General features: G+C 59.6%; 16 protein-coding genes. 11 read left to right on the top strand and 5 right to left on the bottom strand.

What is annotated here, in order from left to right; genetic code table 11:
* Window positions 1–101: 101 nt before the first annotated feature.
* On the bottom strand, window positions 102–1,424 hold the full coding sequence (locus tag HWE17_RS17360) for a homoserine dehydrogenase (protein WP_035820979.1): 1,323 nt from the start codon (window positions 1,422–1,424) through the stop codon (window positions 102–104).
* A gap of 74 nt (window positions 1,425–1,498) precedes the next feature.
* Window positions 1,499–2,728, bottom strand: coding sequence for a pyridoxal phosphate-dependent aminotransferase (locus tag HWE17_RS17355; RefSeq protein ID WP_034750427.1), 1,230 nt, complete (start codon window positions 2,726–2,728; stop codon window positions 1,499–1,501).
* A gap of 423 nt (window positions 2,729–3,151) precedes the next feature.
* Here HWE17_RS17355 and HWE17_RS17350 point away from each other — a divergent pair, with 423 nt between their 5' ends.
* The 9 genes from HWE17_RS17350 (at window position 3,152) to HWE17_RS17310 (ending at window position 13,165) form a co-directional block, all read left to right on the top strand.
* Window positions 3,152–3,544: an Mth938-like domain-containing protein gene (locus HWE17_RS17350; RefSeq protein ID WP_176389577.1), complete on the top strand. Its 393-nt coding sequence runs from the start codon at window positions 3,152–3,154 to the stop codon at window positions 3,542–3,544.
* Window positions 3,541–5,214 carry a glycosyltransferase family 39 protein gene (locus HWE17_RS17345; protein ID WP_176389576.1) on the top strand — a complete coding sequence of 558 codons (1,674 nt, stop codon included), beginning with the start codon at window positions 3,541–3,543 and terminating at the stop codon, window positions 5,212–5,214. Before HWE17_RS17350 ends, HWE17_RS17345 begins: the two co-directional genes overlap by 4 nt.
* A 204-nt stretch (window positions 5,215–5,418) precedes the next feature.
* Window positions 5,419–6,555 carry a DegT/DnrJ/EryC1/StrS aminotransferase family protein gene (locus HWE17_RS17340; RefSeq protein ID WP_176389575.1) on the top strand — a complete coding sequence of 379 codons (1,137 nt, stop codon included), beginning with the start codon at window positions 5,419–5,421 and terminating at the stop codon, window positions 6,553–6,555.
* A gap of 11 nt (window positions 6,556–6,566) precedes the next feature.
* Window positions 6,567–7,562 carry a glycosyltransferase gene (locus tag HWE17_RS17335; RefSeq protein WP_035827954.1) on the top strand — a complete coding sequence of 332 codons (996 nt, stop codon included), beginning with the start codon at window positions 6,567–6,569 and terminating at the stop codon, window positions 7,560–7,562.
* Window positions 7,562–8,479, top strand: a complete 918-nt coding sequence (locus HWE17_RS17330; protein ID WP_099403674.1) for a formyltransferase — start codon at window positions 7,562–7,564, stop codon at window positions 8,477–8,479. Before HWE17_RS17335 ends, HWE17_RS17330 begins: the two co-directional genes overlap by 1 nt.
* Window positions 8,480–8,500: 21 nt before the next feature.
* On the top strand, window positions 8,501–9,553 hold the full coding sequence (locus HWE17_RS17325; protein WP_035820989.1) for a bifunctional UDP-4-keto-pentose/UDP-xylose synthase: 1,053 nt from the start codon (window positions 8,501–8,503) through the stop codon (window positions 9,551–9,553).
* Entirely contained in the window at window positions 9,553–10,512 is a 960-nt protein-coding gene (locus HWE17_RS17320; RefSeq protein ID WP_099403673.1) for a polysaccharide deacetylase family protein, read from the top strand. Before HWE17_RS17325 ends, HWE17_RS17320 begins: the two co-directional genes overlap by 1 nt.
* 75 nt (window positions 10,513–10,587) lie before the next feature.
* Window positions 10,588–11,058 (top strand): peroxiredoxin, encoded by a 471-nt coding sequence (locus HWE17_RS17315; protein WP_034785468.1) that lies wholly within the window; start codon window positions 10,588–10,590, stop codon window positions 11,056–11,058.
* Window positions 11,059–11,347: 289 nt separating this feature from the next.
* Window positions 11,348–13,165 (top strand): PhoH family protein, encoded by a 1,818-nt coding sequence (locus HWE17_RS17310; RefSeq protein ID WP_176389574.1) that lies wholly within the window; start codon window positions 11,348–11,350, stop codon window positions 13,163–13,165.
* Window positions 13,166–13,360: 195 nt separating this feature from the next.
* On the opposite strand, the gene HWE17_RS28960 is transcribed toward HWE17_RS17310, so the two are convergent.
* The 3 genes from HWE17_RS28960 to HWE17_RS17295 are packed head-to-tail and all read right to left on the bottom strand — an operon-like array spanning window position 13,361 to window position 19,140.
* Window positions 13,361–14,383 carry a PoNe immunity protein domain-containing protein gene (locus tag HWE17_RS28960; RefSeq protein WP_176389573.1) on the bottom strand — a complete coding sequence of 341 codons (1,023 nt, stop codon included), beginning with the start codon at window positions 14,381–14,383 and terminating at the stop codon, window positions 13,361–13,363.
* A gap of 15 nt (window positions 14,384–14,398) precedes the next feature.
* Window positions 14,399–15,931 (bottom strand): hypothetical protein, encoded by a 1,533-nt coding sequence (locus HWE17_RS17300; protein ID WP_176389572.1) that lies wholly within the window; start codon window positions 15,929–15,931, stop codon window positions 14,399–14,401.
* Window positions 15,928–19,140, bottom strand: coding sequence for a type VI secretion system Vgr family protein (locus HWE17_RS17295; RefSeq protein WP_176389571.1), 3,213 nt, complete (start codon window positions 19,138–19,140; stop codon window positions 15,928–15,930). Before HWE17_RS17295 ends, HWE17_RS17300 begins: the two co-directional genes overlap by 4 nt.
* A 225-nt stretch (window positions 19,141–19,365) precedes the next feature.
* Between HWE17_RS17295 and HWE17_RS17290 the strand changes: the two genes are divergently transcribed.
* The gene (locus tag HWE17_RS17290) at window positions 19,366–19,998 is read left to right on the top strand and encodes a site-2 protease family protein (RefSeq protein WP_176389570.1); all 633 of its coding nucleotides are present in this window, start codon (window positions 19,366–19,368) and stop codon (window positions 19,996–19,998) included.
* Between the two features lie 21 nt (window positions 19,999–20,019).
* Window positions 20,020–20,484: a membrane protein insertion efficiency factor YidD gene (gene yidD / locus HWE17_RS17285; RefSeq protein WP_217916806.1), complete on the top strand. Its 465-nt coding sequence runs from the start codon at window positions 20,020–20,022 to the stop codon at window positions 20,482–20,484.
* Window positions 20,485–20,531 lie beyond the last annotated feature (47 nt).

The raw sequence follows: 20,531 nt of genomic DNA, 5'->3' as shown, positions 1-20,531 counted from the left end.
ACTTGCCATGACCACATGGGCATGGGCGCCGTCATCCGGCAACATCACGCATAAAAAAACGGCGCCCGCGGGCGCCGTTTTGCATGGATCGCTGCAAACGCTCAGCTCAGGTTTTCCAGGCGGATCTTGGTGACCGTCCCTACCACGCTATTGAGGGCTTCCATCTTCTCGATGGCGGCCGTGACGTTCTTTTCCTGCGTCTGGTGCGTCAGCATGATGATGTCCGTGTGCGTCTCGCCCTCGGCCGGCTCTTTTTGCAGCATGGCGTCGATCGAGATGCCGCGTTCGGCCAGGATGCGCGTCAGGTCGGCCAGCACGCCCGGCTGGTCGGCCACGTGCATGCGCAGGTAGTAGCTGGTGGTGATTTCCGACATCGGCAGAATCGCGATATCGGTCATCGCGTTCGGCTGGAACGCCAGGTGCGGCACGCGGTGTTCCGGATCGGCCGTGGCCAGGCGGGTGATGTCGACCAGGTCGGCGATCACGGACGAAGCGGTCGGCTCGGCGCCCGCGCCGCGGCCCGAATACAGGCTGGCGCCGACGGCGTCGCCATGCACCAGCACCGCGTTCATGGCGCCTTCCACGTTGGCGATCAGGCGCTTGGCCGGGATCAGCGTCGGATGCACGCGCAGCTCGATGCCTTCCACGCCGTTGACGGTGGCGCGCTTGGTGATGCCCAGCAGCTTGATGCGGTAGCCCAGTTGCTCGGCGTAGCGGATGTCGACGGCATTGAGGTTGCTGATGCCTTCCACGTAGGCCTTGTCGAACTGCACCGGGATGCCGAAGGCGATGGCCGACATGATGGTGGCCTTGTGCGCGGCGTCGACGCCCTCGATGTCGAAGGTGGGGTCGGCTTCCGCGTAACCGAGTTCCTGCGCCTGTTTCAGCACGGTGGCAAAATCGAGGCCCTTGTCGCGCATCTCGGACAGGATGAAATTGGTGGTGCCGTTGATGATGCCGGCGATCCATTCGATGCGGTTGGCCGTCAAGCCTTCGCGCAGCGCCTTGATGATGGGGATGCCGCCGGCGACGGCCGCCTCGAAGGCCACCATCACGCCCTTGTCCTGGGCGGCGGCGAAGATTTCGTTGCCGTGCACGGCCAGCAGGGCCTTGTTGGCCGTGACCACGTGCTTGCCGTTGGCAATCGCCTGCATCACCAGGGTTTTCGACAGGTCGTAGCCGCCGATCAGTTCGACGACGATGTCGATCTCGGGATCGTTGACGATCTGGTAGGGGTCATTGACGACCTTGCAGCCGCCGGCGACGAGCGCTTCGGCGCGCGCCACGTCGCGCACGGCGACGGCGACGACTTCAATGCCGCGGCCCGCGCGGCGCTTGATTTCTTCCTGGTTGCGTTTCAGGACGCTGAACGTGCCGTAACCGACGTTGCCCAGGCCCAGCAGGCCGATCTTGATGGATTTCATAGTTGTGCTTGACTGCTCATAAGTGGCACCCCCTTTGGGCGGCGCCAGGTTGATCGAGATTGCTGCTGGCTGGTTCAGCCCCGGCCGTGACGCTTGCGGTAACCTTCGAGGAAGCGCGCAATGCGCCCCATGGCCTCGGTCAGGTCATCGGAGTTGGGCAGGAAGACGACGCGGAAATGGTCGGGCGCGATCCAGTTGAAGCCCGTGCCCTGCACGATCAGGACCTTCGCTTCGGCCAGTAATTCATAGGCAAACTGCTGGTCGTCGGCGATCGGATAGATCTCCGGGTCCAGGCGCGGGAACATGTACAGCGCGGCCTTTGGCTTGACACAGGTGACGCCCGGGATATCGGTCAGCAGCTTGTGCGCCAGGTCGCGCTGTTTCAACAGGCGCCCGCCGGGCCCCACCAGGTCTTGTATGCTCTGGTAGCCGCCAAGCGCCGTCTGGATGGCAAACTGCCCCGGCGCGTTGGCGCATAGCCGCATCGAGGCCAGCATGTTGAGGCCCTCGATGTAATCTTTTGCGTGGCGCTTTTCGCCCGAGACCACCATCCAGCCGGAACGGTAGCCGCAGGAGCGGTAATTCTTCGACAGGCCGTTCATGGTGATGAACAGCACGTCGTCAGCCAGCGAGGCGATCGACACGTGCTCGGCTTCGTCATACAGCACCTTGTCGTAGATCTCGTCGGCGAAAATGATCAATTGGTGCTGGCGCGCCAGTTCGACGATCTGCAGCAGCACGGAAACCGGGTACAGCGCGCCCGTGGGATTGTTCGGGTTGATGACGACGATGGCTTTCGTTTGCGGCGTGATCTTGCGGCGCATGTCCTCGATGTCGGGATACCACTCGTTCTGCTCGTCGCACACATAGTGCACGGGATTGCCGCCCGACAGGCTGACGGCGGCCGTCCACAGCGGGTAATCGGGCGCCGGCACCAGCACTTCGTCGCCACTGTTGAGCAGCGCGTTCATCGACATGACGATCAGTTCGGAAGCGCCATTGCCCAGGTAAATGTCATCGATGGTCACGCCGGCGATATTCTTGCCCTGCGTGTAGTGCATGACGGCCTTGCGCGGCGCGAACATGCCTTTCGAATCCGTATAGCCGGCCGCGTTCTGCAGATTGAGCATCATGTCGCGCACGATCTCGTCGGGCGGATCGAAGCCGAATACGGCCAGATTGCCGATATTGAGCTTGGTGATCTTGTGGCCTTCTTCTTCCATTTGCCTGGATTTTTCCAGGACCGGGCCGCGGATGTCGTAGCAGACGTCCGCCAATTTATTCGATTTCTGAATCGGTCGCAAAATAAATCCCTGTCGTGATGCGGCGCGGAGACCGAAGCTTGCAGCATGATAGCCGCGCCAGAACTATGAACCCGTGAAACTGCGATGCGAAAGACTGCAAGGCGAAAACAACCATTCTCGCCGAAAACAGGCCATTTTATCAAATTAAACATGGCGAACCCCAGCATTTGACGCCGATTCTGCCACGCCGGCGTCTCCGCACGGCAATCGGGCGGGCGCCATCTTCATCTTCCCTTAATCTTGCAGCATTACCATGGCGCAGGCAGGCATTGCCACTGTGGCGCCGAACATTGCAATTTGGAAAGGATATTGCTTTTCAGTCGCTCTTTTCTGTCATTTATGGCATGCTTACGCCCTTGGCCGCGGCACGCAGTTTGGCCGCGCGCGCACCGATCAACCGACACGACCAGCCCCGATATCGCCATGAAACTCCACGCCAGCAGCACCCAACAATACCAGACTGTCACCGGCTATGACGAAAACGGCGTCGAGATCAATGCCCAGCCCTACAACTACAGCCTGATCGTCATGCCGGAAACACCGCCACGCGCGTGGGAAGTCACCAGTTTCGAAGAATTAACGGAGGCGCATTTCGCGCAAATCCTGGCCGACGCACCCGACGTGGTCATCCTCGGCACGGGCGAGCGCCAGCGCTTCGTGCACCCGAAGCTGACGGCCGCGCTGACCATGCGCCGCATCGGCGTCGAGTGCATGGATAGCCAGGCTGCCTGCCGCACCTACAATATCCTCATGGGCGAAGGCCGCAAAGTCACCCTGGCACTGATTCTGGCCCCGGCCGCAGGCAAGGCCGCATGAAAATCAACGTCAACGAGCTGCACTCGTCGCGGGTGCTGATGTGGTCGCTGCTGGGCATCTTCATCGTCGTCACCCTGTATGCGCTGGGTATCCGTACCCTGGTACCGCCCGACGAGGGCCGCTACGCCGAGATGGCGCGCGAAATGTTCGTCACGGGCGACTGGATCACCACTCGCCTGAACGGCATCAAGTACTTTGAAAAGCCGCCGCTGCAAACATGGATGAATGCGCTGACCTTCGCCGCCTTCGGCCTGGGCGAATGGCAGGCGCGTTTGTGGACTGGCCTGTGCGGCATCATCGGCGTGTGCATGACGGCCTACGCGGGCAAAAAAGTGTTCGGCCCGCGCGTGGGCCTGTATGCTGGCCTGGTGCTGGCGTCGAGCCTGTTCTGGCTCGCTTCCGGCCAGATCAATTCGCTGGACATGGGCCTGTCGGGCATGATGACCCTCACCCTGGGCAGCCTGCTGATCGCCCAGCGCGACGACGCCACGGCGAACGAGCGGCGCAACTGGATGCTGGCCTGCTGGGCCGCCATGGCGCTGGCCGTGCTGGCCAAGGGCCTGATCGGCATCGTGCTGCCGGGCGGCGTGCTGGTGCTGTATTCGCTGTGCGCGCGCGACTGGCGCATCTGGACGCGTTTGCACCTTGTCAAGGGCTTGCTGGTGTTCTTTGCCATCGCCACGCCGTGGTTCGTGCTGGTCGCCCTGCGCAATCCGGAACAGCCGCATTTCTTCTTCATCCACGAGCACTTCCAGCGCTTCCTGATGAAGGGCCACAAGCGCGAAGGCGCCTGGTACTACTTCCTGGTGCTGCTCATTCCCGGCATCCTGCCCTGGATAGGCGTGCTGCCGCAAAGCCTGGTCGCCGCGTTCCAGCGCCAGGAAGGCGCCTTCCAGCCCCGCTTGATGCTGCTGATCTGGGCCGTCTTCATTTTCTTCTTCTTCAGCTATTCGACCTCGAAGCTGCCTGGCTACATCGTGCCCGTCTTCCCGGCGCTGGCCCTGCTGGTGGCGCTGTATCTGGAATCGGCTTCGCGCCGCCAGCGCCTGTTCGCCGCCGGCCTGCTGTGCGTGCTGGGCGCGGCCATCCTGATCGGCGGACCGATCGCCTTCGGCAAGGCCAGCGCACGCGACGCGGAAGCCCTGGTCGCGCTCAAGGGTTACCAGCCATGGCTGATGGCGGCCGGCTTCTTCGCCCTGGCCGGCGGCGCCCTGGCCTTGCTGCATGCACGCCAGCTGCGCCGCGACATGACCGTGCTGACCATCGCCGGCGCCGGCTTCCTGGCCACGCACTGCATCCTGGCCGGCTCCGAACTGTATGGCCAGAACCGCGCAGGCACCGACATGCTGCCGCAGATCCAGGCCGAACTGACGGCCGATACCAAGCTCTATTCGGTCGGCATCTATGAGCAGTCGCTGACGTATTACCTGCAGCGGCCCGTGATCCTCGTCGATTACTGGGATGAGTTCACGTTTGGCCTGAAACAGCAGCCCGAGCTGTCCATTCCGGACATCGAGACTTTCATCACGCAATGGACGAACGATGCCCATGCCGGCGTGCGGGGCATGGCGATTATCAGCCTGAACCGTTACAAGGAATTGCAAGCGCGTGGCGTGCCCATGCGCGTGATTGCCGAAGATGCGCGCCGCATGGTCATTGCCAACAAATAATGTTTAACCGGGAAGCGAGGCAGCACGGACCGCGCCCCTGGCCAGCCTGCCCCGCCCCCGCATCAGCTGAATTTTTCACCGCTGAACTGGCTGCGCCGCCATACTGACGATATAAAATAGCCATGCCTGCCAGCGCCTTTCACGGCACTGGCAGCCTCGGCGATACCGATACCCTGACCCAATACAGATTCAAGAATTGCGCCCATGACCTCTACCCTGCCCTTTTTGCCCTTTTCCAAACCCACCATCGATGAAGCGACCATCGCCGCCGTCGGCGACGTGCTGCGCTCGGGCTGGATCACCAGCGGCCCGAAAGTGCAGGCCTTCGAAGCCCAGCTGTCCGAGTATTTCGGCGGGCGTCCCGTGCGCACCTTCAATTCGGGCACGTGCACCATGGAAATCGCGCTGCGCATCGCCGGCATCGGCCCCGGCGACGAAGTCATCACCACGCCCGTGTCGTGGGTAGCGACGGCCAACGTCATCATCGAAGTGGGCGCCACGCCCGTGTTTGCCGACATCGACCCCGTCACGCGCAATATCGACCTCGACAAGCTGGAAGCGGCCATCACCCCGCGCACGAAAGCCATCATCCCCGTCTACCTGTCCGGCTTGCCCGTCGACATGGACCGCCTGTACGCGATTGCAGACAAGTACAAGCTGCGCGTCGTGGAAGACGCGGCGCAAGCGTTCGGCTCCACGTGGAAAGGCAAGCGCATCGGCGCGTTTGGCGACTTCGTCTCGTTCAGCTTCCAGGCCAACAAGAACATCACCACGGGCGAAGGCGGCGCGCTGGTCCTGAACAACCTGGAAGAAGCCAAGCTGGCCGAGAAATACCGGCTGCAGGGCGTCACGCGCAGCGGCGTCGACGGCATCGACGTCGACGTGCTGGGCGGCAAATACAACATGAGCGACATCATGGCCGCCATCGGCCTGGGCCAGTTCGCCAATATCGATGCGATCACGGCCCACCGCCGCGCGCTGGCGCGCCATTACTTTGCGCAATTCGGCAGCGACTTCGAAGCCCTGAGCGGCGCCCAGCTGCCGGTGCAGGATTTTGAGAACAGCAACTGGCATTTGTTCCAGATCATCCTGCCCGATAATGGCCCCGGCACGCGCGCTGACTTCATGCAGCAAATGGCGCAGCAAAACGTGGGAACGGGCTATCATTACGCACCGATCCACCTGTTTACCATGTACCGCGAACGCGGCTTTACCGAGGGCATGTTCCCCGTCTCGGAAAAGATCGGCCGCCTGACCGTGACCTTGCCGATGTTCTACGCCATGACGACACAGGACGTGGAACGCGCCGTCGCCACCGTCAAATCCATACTCATCAAATGAGCAGCGCGCCGATGAAACCTGAACTGTCCATTATCATTCCAATCTACAACGAGCAGGATGGCCTGGCCAGCCTGTTCGCCCGCCTGTATCCGGCCCTCGACGCCTTGCAGACAAGCTACGAGATCATCTTCGTCAACGACGGCAGCCGCGACAATTCGGTGGCCATCCTGGCGGAACAGTTCCGCCAGCGCCCCGACGTCACGCGCGTCGTCCTGTTCAACGGTAATTATGGCCAGCACATGGCCATCCTGGCCGGTTTTGAAGCGTCGCGCGGGCAGATCATGGTCACGCTCGACGCCGACCTGCAAAACCCGCCCGAAGAAATCGGCAACCTGGTGGCGAAGATGCGCGAAGGCTACGATTACGTGGGCTCGATCCGGCGCAAGCGGCAAGATTCCGCCTGGCGCACCCTGGCCTCGAAGATGATGAATCGTCTGCGTGAAAAGATCACGAATATCAAGATTACCGATCAGGGCAACATGCTGCGCGCGTATGGCCGCAACGTGATCGACCTGGTCAACCAGTGCGCCGAGGTCAACACCTTCGTGCCCGCCCTGGCCTACACGTTCGCCCGCAAGCCCACGGAAATTACCGTCGAGCACGAGGAACGCTCGGCCGGCGAGTCGAAATATTCGCTGTATAGCCTGATCCGCCTCAATTTCGACCTGGTCACGGGCTTTTCGCTGATACCCCTGCAAATCTTTTCGATGCTGGGCATGCTGCTGTCCTTCAGTTCGGCCGTGCTGGTGATCTATCTGCTGGCGCGCCGCTTCCTGTTCGGCGCCGAGGCGCAAGGCGTGTTTACCCTGTTCGCCATCGCCTTCTTCCTGATGGGCGTGATCCTGTTCGGCATCGGCCTGGTGGGCGAATACGTGGGACGCATCTTCCAGCAAGTGCGCGCCCGACCCCGCTACGTGGTGCAAACCATCTTGCAGGACGGCATGGTCCAGGCGGAAGCCGAGGCGGCATCGTATGTGCGCCTGGAAAAGCGCCAGGTGGGCCGCTGATGGGCGCCCCACGCGCCGTCGTCTTCGGCTACCACAATGTCGGCGTGCGCTGCATCAAGGTGCTGCTGGCCGGCGGCGTCGACATCGCCCTCGTCGTCACGCACGAAGACAGCCCCACGGAAAACCTGTGGTTCGAATCCGTCGCCAGCCTGTGCCAGGCCGAAGGCATTCCGTACATCACGCCTTCGGACGCGCGCGCGCCCGAATTGCTGGCGCAGGTGCAGGCGGCGGCACCGGACATGCTGTTCAGCTTTTACTACCGCCACATGCTGCCGGCCAGCATCCTGGAAGTCGCGCCCGCCTACAATATGCACGGCTCGCTGCTGCCGCAGTTCCGCGGCCGCGCGCCCGTCAACTGGGCCGTGCTGCATGGCGCCCCGCAAACGGGCGCCACCCTGCATGAAATGACGGTCAAGCCCGATGCCGGCGCCATCGTCGCGCAAACGGCCGTGCCCATCCTGCCCGACGACACGGCCTTCGAAGTATTCGGCAAGGTCACCGTGGCGGCGGAACAAACCTTGTGGCACGTGCTGCCGGCCTTGCTAGACGGCACGGCGCCGCGCCAGCTCAACGATTTGCGCCAGGGCGGCTACTTTGGCGGACGCACGCCGGAAGACGGCCGCATCGACTGGAAGTTACCGGCGCAGCAGGTATACAACCTGCACCGGGCCGTCGCGCCCCCCTATCCCGGCGCGTTCACCGAATTCAACAATGTCATTTACATCATCGAAAAAGCCCGTTTAAGCAAGCTTTCAGCAGGAAGTTTGCCACCTGGCTTGGCGGTAGTGGATAATTGCATCTTTGGCGTCTGCGGAGACGGCCGCATGCTGGCCATTTCCGCGCTGAGGGCTGCCGGGGAGCCGGTTTCGGCTCAGCAGTTGCAAGCAAGTCTGACCACCCGCGTCAGCACACACTGATATCACACAAGAGAATCTCACATGAAAAAAGTCCTCATCTTAGGCGTCAACGGCTTCATCGGCCACCACCTGTCCAAGCGCATCCTGGAAACCACCGACTGGCATGTCTACGGCATGGACATGAACACGGACCGCATCACGGAATTGCTGGAAGATGACAACTACAAGTCGCGCATGCACTTCTTCGAAGGCGACATCACGATCAACAAGGAATGGGTCGAGTACCACGTCAAGAAATGCGACGTGATCCTGCCGCTGGTGGCCATCGCCACGCCATCGACCTACGTCAAGCAGCCGCTGCGCGTCTTCGAACTGGACTTCGAAGCCAACCTGCCCATCGTCCGCTCGGCCGCCAAGTACGGCAAGCACCTGGTCTTCCCGTCGACCTCGGAAGTGTATGGCATGTGCCATGACGAGGAATTCGACCCGGAAAACTCGGAACTGATCTGCGGCCCGATCAACAAGCCGCGCTGGATCTATTCGAACGCCAAGCAGCTGATGGACCGCGTGATCTGGGGCTACGGCATGGAAGGCTTGAACTTCACCCTGTTCCGTCCGTTCAACTGGATCGGCGCGGGCCTGGACTCGATCCACACGCCAAAAGAAGGTTCCTCGCGCGTGGTGACGCAATTCTTCGGCCACATCGTGCGCGGCGAAAACATCTCGCTGGTCGACGGCGGCGCGCAGAAACGCGCGTTCACCTACATCGACGACGGCATCGATGCGCTGATGCGCATCATCGCCAACAAGAACGGCATCGCCAGCGGCAAGATCTACAACATTGGCAATCCGATCAATAACTATTCGATCCGCGACCTGGCCGGCATGATGCTGACCCTGGCCGCCGAATATCCGGAATACGCCGAAGGCGCGAAACACGTGAACATCGTGGAAACGACCTCGGGCGCCTACTACGGCGCCGGCTACCAGGACGTGCAAAACCGCGTGCCGAAAATCACGAATACCTGCGAAGAGCTGGGCTGGGCGCCGACCACCACCATGGCCGATTCCCTGCGCAATATTTTCGACGCCTACCGCAGCCAGGTAGCCCAAGCCAAAGCACTGATGGATTAATGTTGAGCAAGCCGTTCCTGACCCTGAAAATCGACGTCGATACCTATCGCGGCACCCGTGAAGGCATGGGCAATCTGGTGCGCATGCTGGCCGCGCACCAGGCCAAGGCCACTTTTCTGTTCTCGCTGGGCCCCGACCATACGGGCTGGGCCCTGCGGCGCGCCTTGAAACCGGGCTTTTTCAGCAAGGTCTCGCGCACCTCGGTGGTCGAACACTACGGCTTGAAAACATTGATGTACGGCACTTTGCTGCCGGGACCCGATATCGGCAAGCAATGCGCGGCGCAATTGCGCGCCGTGCGCGATGCCGGTTTCGAGTGCGGCATCCACACCTGGGATCACACCCTGTGGCAAGACAACGTGGCCAAGCGCAACGCCGCCTGGACCATCAACATGATGCGCAAGGCCGCCAACCGCTACGAGCAAGTGTTTGGCGCCAAGCCGCACACGCACGGCGCGGCCGGCTGGCAAATGAATGTCAGCGCCTTTGTCGAACACGACACGGCCGGCTACCGCTTTGCCTCCGACGGCCGCGCCATGCTCGACGCGCGCGGCGCCATGGTGCATGCCAGCAATGGCCCGCACCGCGTGCGCAATGGCAACACCATCCTGCAATGCGTACAATTGCCCACCACTCTGCCCACCCTGGATGAATTGCTGGGCTGCGAAATCGACGGCAAGCTGATCACGACCGGCAATGTTGCCGCGCATATATTGTCGCTGACGGCGGATAATCCCCGCGATCACGTGTATACCTTGCACGCGGAACTTGAAGGACAGAAACTCGCCCCCATTTTCGAACAACTGCTGGCTGGCTGGAAAGCCCAGGGCTACCAGTTTGCAGCGATGGGCGATTATTATGAAAAGATAAAAAATACGGACTTGCCCGTTTGTCCCGTCACCTGGGATGAGTTGCCAGGCCGTTCGGGACGCCTGATTGTGCAGGGCAAAGCGGCCTGAATGCTGTATTGTTGCACCTGGATGCGTTGCCAGATTAAAAACCAGCGCTGATGATCACCGTTCAGGAGAGAACCTGTGGCTGATAGCCAATCCCTCGTTAGCATACCCGACTTTAGCGCCGCCATGACCAGCGGCAAGACCTTTCAGTTGCTGGGCCGCCCGGCCAAGGCCACGGTGCTGTTTTTCTATCCGAAGGACAACACTCCTGGCTGCACCACGGAAAACATCGCCTTCCGCGATGCGTATTCGCAATTCGTCGCTGCCGGTGTGGAAATCTACGGCATCAGCCGCGATTCCCTGCGCTCGCACGAAAGCTTCAAAGCCAAGCTGGAGCTGCCATTCGAGCTCATTTCCGACCCGGACGAAGCCGTTTGCCTGCTGTTTAACGTCATGAAGATGAAACAGATGTACGGCAAGACCGTGCGTGGCGTCGAGCGCAGCACGTTTGTGATTGACGCCCAGGGCCGATTGGTGAAAGAATGGAGAGGCGTGAAGGTCGCAACTCACGTGGAAGAAGTGCTGGAATTCGTAGCGCATCTGAATTGATCGTCCATATTGATCCAATGCGCGTTGTCGGCTTCCAGCGAGCCTGGTTCAACCGCAGTTCAGTTCACGGTACCTATCGCCATTTTGAGTCAACGAAGCGCCTCCATCCACTCCGCCAGGCGGGCCTGTAGCCCGACTATGGCGTCCATGACCGGCCATGCTGCCGGCCTTCCGGCAGTTACTCGTCCTGTAGCATTGTTGTTCCCCCGCATCCACCCCATGAGAAGTGCCGCCAGAAGCTGGCTGCCCATGGGCGATTCATTCCAGAAATTTTTTGATTGAGATCCTGATGCCACTGCCAAAATTACCGAGCAAGCCAGCCACCATCCTGGCCACCCAAGATTACCCAACCGCAGGCGCAGCGCGCCCGGCCACCAAAACCCCGGCAGCCAAGAAAGTGGCTGCACCGATCATTGAAGCGGCGATCGCCGAAGTTGCCAAGCCGGTCCGCAATGCGGCCACGAAGATCAAGCAAGTGGCGGCCCTGATGGTCGCCAAGCCGGCGCCTGCGCCAGCCGTTGTTGTGCCTGCGGCCGCTCCTGCCGTCGTTGCCGCGCCGGCAGCAAAAGCCAGGCCGGCGGCAAAAGGCAAGGTCACGCCGATCAAGCCCGTCAAGCAAGCCGAGCAGCCACATCCGGCCAAGCACAAGGCGGTCGAAGTGCAGCTCAAGTCGTCCGCCAGCCGCGCCGCCGACCAGCGCGGCATCAGCAAACTGTTCGTGCTCGACACGAACGTGCTGATGCACGATCCATCGTCGCTGTTCCGCTTCGAGGAACACGATGTGTACCTGCCGATGATGACCCTGGAAGAGCTGGACAACCATAAAAAGGGCATGACGGAAGTGGCGCGCAATGCACGCCAGGTTTCGCGCACGCTCGACGCCCTGATCAGCAACACGGACGACGACGCCATCGAACACGGCATTTTGCTGTCCAAGCTGGGCAACAAGGATGCCAAGGGCCGTCTGTTCTTCCAGACGCGTCTGCAAAGCGCCGACCTGCCGGCTGGCTTACCAGTTGGCAAGGCCGACAACCAGATCCTCGCCGTCGTGCGCTCGCTGGAGTCGGAACAGGAAGGCCGCCCCGTCGTGCTGGTGTCGAAAGACATCAACATGCGCATCAAGGCGCGCGCCCTGGGCTTGCCGGCCGAAGATTACTTCAACGACCATGTACTGGAAGACACGGACTTGCTGTACTCGGGCATCGTGCAATTGCCGGACGACTTCTGGAACAAGCACGGCAAGGACATGGAATCCTGGCAGGAAAGCAAGAACGGCTACAGCTCGACGTTCTACCGCGTGACGGGCCCGTTCATTCCATCCTTGCTGGTCAACCAGTTCATCTACCTGGAACCGAAAAACGGCGAAACGCCATTCTACGGCCAGGTAAAACAGATCAACGGCAAGACGGCCGTGCTGCAAACCCTGCGCGACTTCAGCCACACGAAGAACAATGTGTGGGGCGTGACGGCGCGCAACCGCGAGCAGAACTTCGCCCTGAACTTGCTGATGAATCCGGAATGCGACTTCGTCACCCTGCTGGGCCAGGCCGGTACCGGCAAGACCCTGCTGGCCCTGGCCGCCGGCCTGGCGCAAGTGCTGGAAACCAAGCTCTACAATGAAATCATCGTCACCCGCGTGACGGTGCCGGTGGGCGAAGACATCGGTTTCCTGCCAGGCACGGAAGAAGAAAAGATGTCGCCATGGATGGGCGCCTTCGACGACAACCTGGAAGTGCTGAACAAGTCCGACTCCGATGGCGGCGAATGGGGCCGTGCGGCAACGCAAGACCTGATCCGCTCGCGCATCAAGATCAAGTCGCTCAACTTCATGCGCGGCCGCACGTTCGTGAACAAGTTCCTCATCATCGATGAAGCGCAAAACTTGACGCCGAAACAAGTCAAGACCCTCGTCACGCGCGCCGGTCCCGGCACGAAGATCCTGTGCCTGGGCAACATCGCACAGATCGACACGCCTTACCTGACGGAAGGCTCGAGCGGCCTGACTTACGTGGTCGACCGCTTCAAGGGCTGGACCCACAGCGGCCACGTCACCCTGGCCCGCGGCGAGCGTTCGCGCCTGGCCGACCACGCCAGCGAAGTGCTGTAACGTGCAGTAACTGATAGCGGGCGGCGCAAGCTGCCCATTCATTCGAAAGCCCCGGCTGCAGCGATTGCGGCCGGGGCTTTTTTACGTGTGCCGCGCTTGGCTGCTGCCCCGCAGGGCCATGCGTCCCGTGCAGCGGACTATATCCTGGATTTCAAGTGATGCTTTTTCAGACTCGAAAATAGATACGCAATGCAGTCATTGTTCATGTTCAGTAAATCGCCAGACGGTCAATCCATACACCGAACCCAGATTGTCCATTTCCTCGTTCTGTTGATAACGACGCAGTTCCGGCACCACATCGAGCGACTGCCATAATCCAGCCTTAGGGCAGGGATCGCCAGCCTTGGCGCGCAGTTCCTTGGGCGCCATCGGGTCGCTGCCTTCCGGCGCGTAATCCTTTCTGGCCTGCCTTGCGAAATCGACCAGATCCTTGGGATAGAACTGCGCGCTGGCATAACTGCTGTCGTCGATGTCGAGCAAAAAAGTGATGGCTGCGGCTTCCCAGGACCAATAACCCCAGAATGAGATATCGCGCGTATGCGCATCGTAATATGGCTCGCGCCGGCTGGCGTGGTACCAATCGTCCAAATACTCGGCCATCAAAGCTGGACGATCTTTTTCCGCTGCTGAAAAAATTTTCAATGTCTTAAAATATGGCAGATGCCGCAAACAAGAGTCGGGAGGTTCCGGTCTGCTACTGACAAAGAACCCGAGCATCCGCTCCAGCATCCCATCTTTTTGGTAATTATTAAAATCAATGATTGGCACCAGAAGTGGAATTGCATTATCCCAGCCCAATAAAATACCAAAACACATCATCCTATTTACACGATCAAAATCATTACCAGGTAATTCGAAATGTGGAAAACCTCTATCACTTTCTGATATTTGTCGAGAATCGTAAATCTCGTTATACTTGGCGTAGGATTCCCAATAACTCAGCACCTCAGGATAAAAATTTCTTATTTTTTTAATTTCGATGCCGGCGCTATATTGAACAGAGAGAAAATCTATTGCATCCCAAGATCGCCTTCTTGTGGCGACCATTAGCTTTACAGGCTCAATCTTATTTAGATGAACTTGATTTTTATTAAGGCTATCACCCACAACGTCAAAAGTTTCAATTATATCCTCGCACTTTTCCTTATAGATATCATAGGATAATAATTTTTCTCTTTTACTCTTATGAAAATCATCCATCTCAATAATTTTTTCCACAAGTCACCCTCTAAATTATCTATTCATTAAATTATCTGGAATATTAAAAATTAATTGTATCGCATGTTTACTTCCGTTTGATTTTTTATGCTGCGCCAATTGCCTTCCGGTTACCAAGCAAATCCAGCGCTCATAAGGGCGGCTGCAACTTTTATCAGACGCTTGGGATTTTTCATATTTCCTAATCAGTTTTTTAATAATCATACCTTGCGCTGTGAGATTTTCTTTTTCCAGAGCATTGACAATCCAGGCGTGGCTCATCTGGGCAGCCAGTTTTGTTTCACGATTGGCTTTATTCAGGCCGCCTCTTATGGCTCCTGTATTTCCAGAACGCCCTACATTTACGATCTTATCGGCATATTCATCGCGTCCTTCACTATCAAATATATTAGGTCTTCCATTTTTGAGAGGATTGGCAGCTTCATCTTCTCTCAATGCATTAAATTTTTCTTTCATCTCGCAAGGCAACGCATTGATTAAATTAAAGGAATCAAAGATGCTTGACTTGGTTTCGCCAACCACGAATGGTTGTATCAAATTCAAGGGATTTGACCACAGGTGATCAAGGCCGTTGTGCGGCATGCTATGTTCTTCAGTCAAAACACCCCCATTATTAGCTTTGTGAAAAGCAATATGTTTGTTTTTCACAGAGTAGTCAGTAATGTGCTCCGCAGGCACCCCGCTACGCCAACTTTTCTTTTTCTCGCCTTTTTTCTTGGTATTCACCTTGGTGGTATTCGGCGTGGCCTTGTTTTCCTTCGCGTCCTTGTTTTTCTTTGCCAGCAGTTTCTTGTCGCCCCCTGCGACGGCCTTTCCTTCTTTCGTGGCAACGATCTTGGATAGATCCTGCGCCTCTTGCCGCGCCACCTTGCCCGTGGCCGCTCCTAGCGCCGCCGTGGTGTGAGGAAGTTCATCTCCCATCATCTTCGCGTGCACTTTTTTCAGGTCGGCAAAGGCATCGTCGATCATGCGCGGCCCCTGCTTCTGCAACGCCTTCAGTTCGCCGATGAGCTGTCTGATTTCCGGTCCGCCTGCCATGGCTTTGACCACCCAGCTGTCGATGCCGTCGATGAAGGTTTCGATGGCACTGTTGAACAGGCCTTTGCTATCCTTGCTTAGCGCGCCCCAATCGATCTTGCGCATGAATTTTTCAACGTTGCCGCGCAGGGTAGGCGAGACCGCTTCAAGCACGCGGCCAAAATGACTGCCTTGCTTCATGAGTTTAAAACCCACTTTCAGGCTGTCGCCCACTACCGGAACGCAGCCGACCAGGGTGATCACCAACTCCACCCAGCCGCCCACTGCCGCAGGATATCTGGAAATCTGGATCACGCCCAAAATCAGATCGCGCGCATCCATAGCCTGGCCAACGCCCGGAATCACTCCGAGGATGCCGGTGACGATGATGTGCGATGGAGAGGACCCTGCTCCTGTCACCAGTTCGGCCAGCCAGCCGCCGATACCATCGTCGGCTTCGCGCAGGGCGCGTCCGGCAGGCGAGACGACATTGCCATGGCCCGGCCCTACAGCGCCCACGACATTACTCATGCCTGCCCCTCACCATTGTCGTGCCGCTCGCGATAATTTTTCTCGGTTTCCCTGTCTTCAGGTGTCTCTTCGTCGGCATAGCGGTAATCGTCATAGTGGAAATCGTATTCGAGTGTGCGGCTCCCCGCGCCCGGTGTTCGCTCAGCACTCATCTCGGCTAATTCGTCTGGAAAATAATTATCGTTGTAATACGCATCTTCCTGCGCCAGATATTTTTCAAGGACGGCTTGCGCCTCTTCATCGCTACGCGGTTTAGCGCCGATCACCTGATTGGTTTTCTGTTTCTTGCGCGGTTCGGCGTCACGCTCGTCCTCTCCATACAGCACCACTGCGCCGCTGTTCGGAATATCATCCAGGCGGGCAAAGCCGTGCGCGTCGAGCTTGCCTTCCATCGTGACGCCGTTGGCAAACAAGAGCGTGTACGGTGCCCCAACCATCGGTTGCAGATCGTCCCAGCGATAATTCAATTCCAGGAAATTTTTAGCCTGGCCAGCCTTCGGCAAATAGGGCAGCTTCGCCGTACTGCGCGCCGGCCCCGTCAACTCTTTCATGCTGGCCTTGAACTCCATCTTACCCGGCCCGTGGATCTCAATATTGCCGCCTTCGAGCTTGATATAAGCGCCCTGGACTGTCATCAGCACGTGCTGCTTGGCCGCGATGTTGATGCCTTTGCTGGTGCTTGCCACTGTCACCGCCTTGTCGGCGGTCAGCCTGGTTTCATCCGACTGGCTCTGGCTGCTGACCTTGCCGCTGGCGGCGTGCAGCTTGATGCCGGTTTCCTGGTTCGGCTTGTCGGCCTTGCTGACCTTGCCATAGGTGAACAGGCTGATACCGGACTGTACAGCGTGGAAAAGGTTACCTTGCGCGCCAAAGTTGATGTCATGGCCGGCCACGATGCTGATGGTGTTGCCTGCAGCAAAGATGGCATGGGCCGGCGTGGTGGCGGCGATGCCGGCCGGGCTGGACAGTTGCAACAGGGGGGCGCTGTAGGCGATGACCTGGGCCGCGCCGCTGCCGTCGCCAGCCTTGAGTGTGTCGATGCTGTGCCGCATTTGCCGCAGCGCGGGCAAGGTGTCGGGCGCCGCTTCGGCCTGCCCTTGCTCGTCCTTCAGACCGGCGTTATGTTTTTGCGCAGTTTGCGCCAGTGTCGTTTGCAGCGCCAGGCTGTGTTCGATTTGCGCCACCGCCTCGCTTGCATCCATCACGCTGCCGCCGCTGCGCTGATGCGTCGACAGCAACAGGCCTTGTCCTGCACGCAGCGCGGCGCCATGTTCGGTCTTCAATTCGGCACCAAAACCGGCCGGTGCCAGGCGCTGGTTGTCCGTCTGGTGGCGCAAGTGGCCCAGATTCAATTCCGCCGTGCCTTCGTGCGCGGCGGCATGGCGTTGCAGCGACAGGCGCGACTGGCCAGGGCTGTCATCGAACACCAACTGGCTGTAGGCGCCGCTGCCCAAGCCGCTATGGCTCATTGTTTGCGACTTAATGCCGGACAAGGCCGCCGGATGGGCGTGGCCGGCCGCAGCGCCCGGAAACCAGGCCGGGGAGTTGCCGGTCGCTGCGCCCGCGCCGTGGGTCACCTGGTTTTGCTGAGCATCCGACTGCCCCTGGCCGTTGTAGACTGTGCCGATGACCACCGGACGATCGATGTTTCCTTCTAAAAAATCGATCAGCACTTCCTGGCCGACGCGGGGCACTGCATTTGCGCCCCAGTTGGCGCCCGCCATGGTCGCCATCGTGGTAGCCACGCGCACCCAGGTGCCGGCGCCATCGTCGCCAGGCGCGCCAGTATGGCTGTCGGCATGCGGGTGTGGCAGGCGGCTGTGGCTGAGCGTGCCTCGTTGCCAGTGAAATTGCACCTTGATACGATGATCTCGGTCGGTATGGATCACGGCTCCGGGAGGGCCGACCACGATCGCCGTCTGCTGCCCGGCTACGGTCGGGCGCGGATGCAGCAGACGGCCGTGCTGGTCGGCGCCTGTGGCGCGATAAGGAGTGCTGCTGCGGATCGCATCAACGCGGTTACGGTAAAGGGGCCGTTCGGCGATGCCCGCCCCCTGGAGCAGGCCGCTGTCCTGCTCCTTGCTGATCGCCATGGCCAGCAGGCCGGTACTGATTCTCTGCCTGATGCTGGCCTGCAAGTCGGCGCTCAAGTTGTTATGCATCAAATGAACCGTGCGTACGATTAAAAAATGGCGTTCGTCATCGCTGGCCGCGTCGAATAACGCATGGCCGTGCAAGGTGAAAGTGGTCCCGGGCGACAACGTGCGCACGGTACCGGCGCCGACATGGATCTCCTTGCAGGCCTGCAGCGCTTGCAACTGCCTGACGGCGATGCGCTGCCCCTGTTCGCGCGACGCGTAAGCATAAGCGCCAGGCACGTCGCGGCTGAGCAAGGTCGCGCCGGAAAAGTCGCCATGGACGGCGACTGGTCGCTGATCGCGTGAGCGGTAATCCCAACTGCCTATTTCGATGGCATTGGTTTGCTGGCGCCATTCGGTACGCCAGCGGTCGATGCTGTCGACCTTCATCACGGCGCCCGGTTGCGTGAAGTTGACGGCGGGCTGGGCATTTGGCGGAAACGCGCCATTATGGTCGGCGATGACCAGCGTGTGGCCGCCCAGGGACGGGCTGCTGGCGTCGCCCATATGTTCAAAATAGTAAAACAGGCCTTCTTCCAGCATCAGCCGTTCGGCAAACGCCAGGTCGCTTTCCTGATACTGGGTGGTCAGGCTGCGCTGTGGATATACGGCGCGCTCGGCAATATCGAAGCGCCATGCGGGCGCCAGCCTGCCTTGCCCCTCATACGTGGCAAAGAGCGCATCGAGGATGTCGCACACGGTCATGTCCTGGAACACGCGGCTATCCCGGCCGTGCGCCAGGAACGCCGTCCACGGTTCCACAGTCAGGTGATAGCGCGCCAGGCCGCCATTCGCGCCAACCAATTCGACAGCGGTGATGTGGCCGTGAAACGGGCGCCAGTCGTCGGTGCTGGTGGCGGTCAACAACTGCAGCAGGGCGGGCTGACCGATCAGCGTGCGCAGCGAGATGGCGGCGTCCGTGGACAGGGCCGCGATCTGAAACGCAAACCCCTGGCTGAGCCCTTCTTCGCCGCGCACGCATTCGGCAAGCAAGCGATTTTCGCCCAGTGGCGTGGTCAATTGCAGTAATCTGGTGGCTTGCGTGAAGTCCGTAAGCGGCGAAGCGAGCATCAGCGACTCCCAATAGGCGATCTCGCGCCTGAAAATTACTAAATATATATTTTTGCTAAAGACATTACACCTCAGAATTATTTTTCTAGCAAGAGTGATTCGATTGACATGCGCGCTACCGGGCAAGAGCTTTCCTGGCGCTATGTTCTAATACATGGCTTTGACCATCCCAACTTTCCTGCAATGCATCCCATTCTCCCGTTGTTGCTCTGCGCCGCCCTCTTCATGCTCATCCACATTTCCGTCATGGCCGCGTGCGCTCGCGCATTCGGCATTACCGTGCGCAGCGTCAGCTACGGCGTGGGACCTACCCTGCTGGCCGTGGGAAAGGTCCAGGTCAAGCTGCTGCCCCTGGCCGGCAACGTGGTGCTGAAGGATACGCGCGAGGAAACCTTGTATGACGACGATCCATGTCTTGACGCCTATAACTTCCAGCCGCTGTGGAAGCAGGTGCTGCTGCCATTGAGCGGCGTGGGGGTGCTGCTGGCCTTGTCGCTGGGCATCATGGGGGCGTCGGGCTGGGAGCGCTTTGTCGCTGCCTTCGGGCAGATCGTCCACGGTGCGCTGGCGCCGTTGTCGACGGCGCAGGCATTGCTGGGTGATGGGGAAACGTTTGCGCGCACGCACGGCTTTGCACTGGCGTTCGCCCTGTTCTCGTTGAAACTGTGCGCCTTCAACCTGCTGCCGTTTGCCGGTTTGAACGGGGGGCAGGCGCTGCTGGCCATCATGCGCGGCGGCAAGCCGTATGCGGCGTGGGAAGAGGCGGCGGTGAAGTGGCTGCTGCTGCCGGGGCTGGCGATCTTGCTGGCGTGGGTGGCGGCATTCGGCTGGTATGGCTGGAAAATCATGGCAGCCTAGGCCGCTGGCGCTATTATTTTTTTGGCACTTGTCGTATGCTCGCACCACCGTCTTGACGCCCTCGGCAAAGGAGCTGGCATTTTCTCGTTCGACACTTGCGGCACACGCCTGGCCCTGTGGGCCATTCGCGCCTACCAGCGCTACCTGTCGCCATGGAAAGGTTTTTCCTGCGCCTACCGCGTGCTGACGGGGCGCGACAGCTGCTCCGCCTATGGCTACCGGGTGATTGAACGTCATGGCTTGCGCACGGGCCTGCCCCTGTTGCAACGCCGCTTGCGCGCCTGCGGCGAACGGCATCGCCAACACCTCGCGCTGCATCCGCAAGTACGGCGCAGCGCGCGCCGCCAGGCACAGGCGGGGTATTGCGACTGCGACGTGCCCTGTGACTTGCCATCGATGAACTGCCTGGACAAGGCATGTGATACTGCTGATATCTTCGAGTGCTGCGACTGGCCACAGCGCAAGAAAAAAGACAATCGTCATTGAGGTGATGACGCGAATTTAAATTACAAATGAAATATTCATTCATGAAA

Source organism: Janthinobacterium sp. BJB401 (genome assembly GCF_013372745.1).
GTDB classification, from domain to species: Bacteria; Pseudomonadota; Gammaproteobacteria; order Burkholderiales; family Burkholderiaceae_D; genus Janthinobacterium; species Janthinobacterium rivuli.
This window is presented reverse-complemented; position numbering and strand designations above follow the sequence as displayed.

Coding starts and splice junctions, on each gene's coding strand:
- HWE17_RS17335 (WP_035827954.1), top strand. CDS start 6,567: ATGAAACCTGAACTGTCCATTATCATTCCAATCTACAACGAGCAGGAT.
- HWE17_RS17320 (WP_099403673.1), top strand. CDS start 9,553: ATGTTGAGCAAGCCGTTCCTGACCCTGAAAATCGACGTCGATACCTAT.
- HWE17_RS17290 (WP_176389570.1), top strand. CDS start 19,366: ATGCTCATCCACATTTCCGTCATGGCCGCGTGCGCTCGCGCATTCGGC.
- HWE17_RS17325 (WP_035820989.1), top strand. CDS start 8,501: ATGAAAAAAGTCCTCATCTTAGGCGTCAACGGCTTCATCGGCCACCAC.
- HWE17_RS17360 (WP_035820979.1), bottom strand. CDS start 1,424: ATGAAATCCATCAAGATCGGCCTGCTGGGCCTGGGCAACGTCGGTTAC.
- HWE17_RS17345 (WP_176389576.1), top strand. CDS start 3,541: ATGAAAATCAACGTCAACGAGCTGCACTCGTCGCGGGTGCTGATGTGG.
- HWE17_RS17340 (WP_176389575.1), top strand. CDS start 5,419: ATGACCTCTACCCTGCCCTTTTTGCCCTTTTCCAAACCCACCATCGAT.
- HWE17_RS17300 (WP_176389572.1), bottom strand. CDS start 15,931: ATGAGTAATGTCGTGGGCGCTGTAGGGCCGGGCCATGGCAATGTCGTC.
- HWE17_RS17310 (WP_176389574.1), top strand. CDS start 11,348: ATGCCACTGCCAAAATTACCGAGCAAGCCAGCCACCATCCTGGCCACC.
- HWE17_RS17350 (WP_176389577.1), top strand. CDS start 3,152: ATGAAACTCCACGCCAGCAGCACCCAACAATACCAGACTGTCACCGGC.
- HWE17_RS17330 (WP_099403674.1), top strand. CDS start 7,562: ATGGGCGCCCCACGCGCCGTCGTCTTCGGCTACCACAATGTCGGCGTG.
- HWE17_RS17295 (WP_176389571.1), bottom strand. CDS start 19,140: ATGCTCGCTTCGCCGCTTACGGACTTCACGCAAGCCACCAGATTACTG.